Origin of the sequence: Flavobacterium sp. FPG59, assembly GCF_002150205.1 — a bacterium.
In the GTDB taxonomy this organism is placed as follows: domain Bacteria; phylum Bacteroidota; class Bacteroidia; order Flavobacteriales; family Flavobacteriaceae; genus Flavobacterium.
In genome coordinates this window covers 1-1,418 of record NZ_MTCA01000368.1, presented here as the reverse complement: position 1 = coordinate 1,418, position 1,418 = coordinate 1, and the positions used below count along the sequence as shown (strand labels likewise).

Annotated in this window: 1 protein-coding gene and 1 pseudogene; both read right to left on the bottom strand. The window is 42.4% G+C overall.

Annotated elements, in window-relative coordinates:
- Positions 1–95: 95 nt before the first annotated feature.
- A pseudogene (locus FPG59_RS16025) lies at positions 96–1,241 on the bottom strand (IS91 family transposase).
- The coding region (locus FPG59_RS16020; protein ID WP_176330782.1) for a tyrosine-type recombinase/integrase at positions 1,226–1,418 on the bottom strand (193 nt) is incomplete at its 5' end. The gene FPG59_RS16020 and the pseudogene FPG59_RS16025, both read right to left, overlap by 16 nt.

Here is a 1,418-nt window from a genome sequence, read left to right as displayed (position 1 = left end):
TTTTTTTTGAAGTAGTTTAAAATATAGTTTTCTAGTTTTTTCCTTTCCCAAAGTTTCGGGATTAGGCATCCGTGCCCTTCCCCATAAAATTAACTTTAAGAGGAATTTGTAATTGGCCCACCGCCAATATACCATCCCGACGCTTCGGGAGGTGGACCACGCTGATCGAAGACTGCTATGCGGTGTAAATTTCCTGTTTTACAACACGGACACTTGGGTAAAAAGGGTTTCTTCTCCCGCTTTTCCATGACTTTTACTTGCAGATTTTCCTGCAAAAGCTTGAGCTTTTGACGTTTCCAAGTGCTACTCAAAAAACCGTAATGACGGATCTTGACAAAACGTTTGGGCAAAATATGCAACGCAAAACGCCTGATGAATTCCTGATGCGTCAGCGTCATTTGCTTTTTCACGCCCGCTACTCGGTAATCCTTGTAATCAAAAGTTACGTTTTCATTGTCAATCCTTGTGATTCTCTGGTTACTAATGGCGATTTTATGGGTGTATCTTCCTAAATATTCCACTACCGACTTTGTATTTCCAAAAGGTTTCTTTGCAAATACAACCCAAGGTTTTTTCCATAAATCCTGACGAATTTGTTCGTAGAGGATAGGTGATTTTGCTTTGAGTTTGGCGCAATATTTAGCCCTAAAAACTTTTGACAACGCTTTTACTGGGAACAAAAATTTACCATCGGTTCTTGCATTTTTCCACTGACCGTCTCTATTGATTCCACCACCAGGAACAATGCAATGCAGGTGCGGATGCAAGCTCAATTGCTGTCCTCACGTATGCAAAACCGCTATCATTCCCATTTGCATTTCTTTGGCCTTGCCAAAGGTTTTTAGTGTTTCCCATGTCGCTTCAAAAAGTGTATCATAAACCAATTTTGGCTGATGTATAGCCAATGAATTAATGCTATCAGGCAAGGTAAAAACTACATGAAAATAAGGCACTGGCAAGAGTTCTGTGCTTCTGGCTTGTATCCAATCTTCGCGTTTGTTGCCCTGACACTTGGGACAATGTCGGTTCCTGCAAGAATTGTAACTAATGCTAATGTTGCCACACTCATCGCATGCATCGATATGACCACCCAACTCGGCTGTTCGGCACTTTTTTATGGCGTAAAGCGTGCGCAATTGCCACGTATTGAGCCCGTAACTTTCTATTTTGGGCCCTACTTTTCGCAACACATCGGCTATTTCATTTCTACTTCGCTCAGTGCAGGCTACCTGCCACTGCATTGTGCAAAAAGCGTATCGAGTGGACTAAAAATGCGCTGACTCTCGAGTTGGGCAATATGCAGGTATTCCATCGTGGTTTCGATATTTTGATGTCCCAAAAGGTCTTTGAGCGTCATAATATCAATGCCATCTTCGAGCAGATGCGTAGCATAAGAGTGCCGAAGCGTATGGGTATGC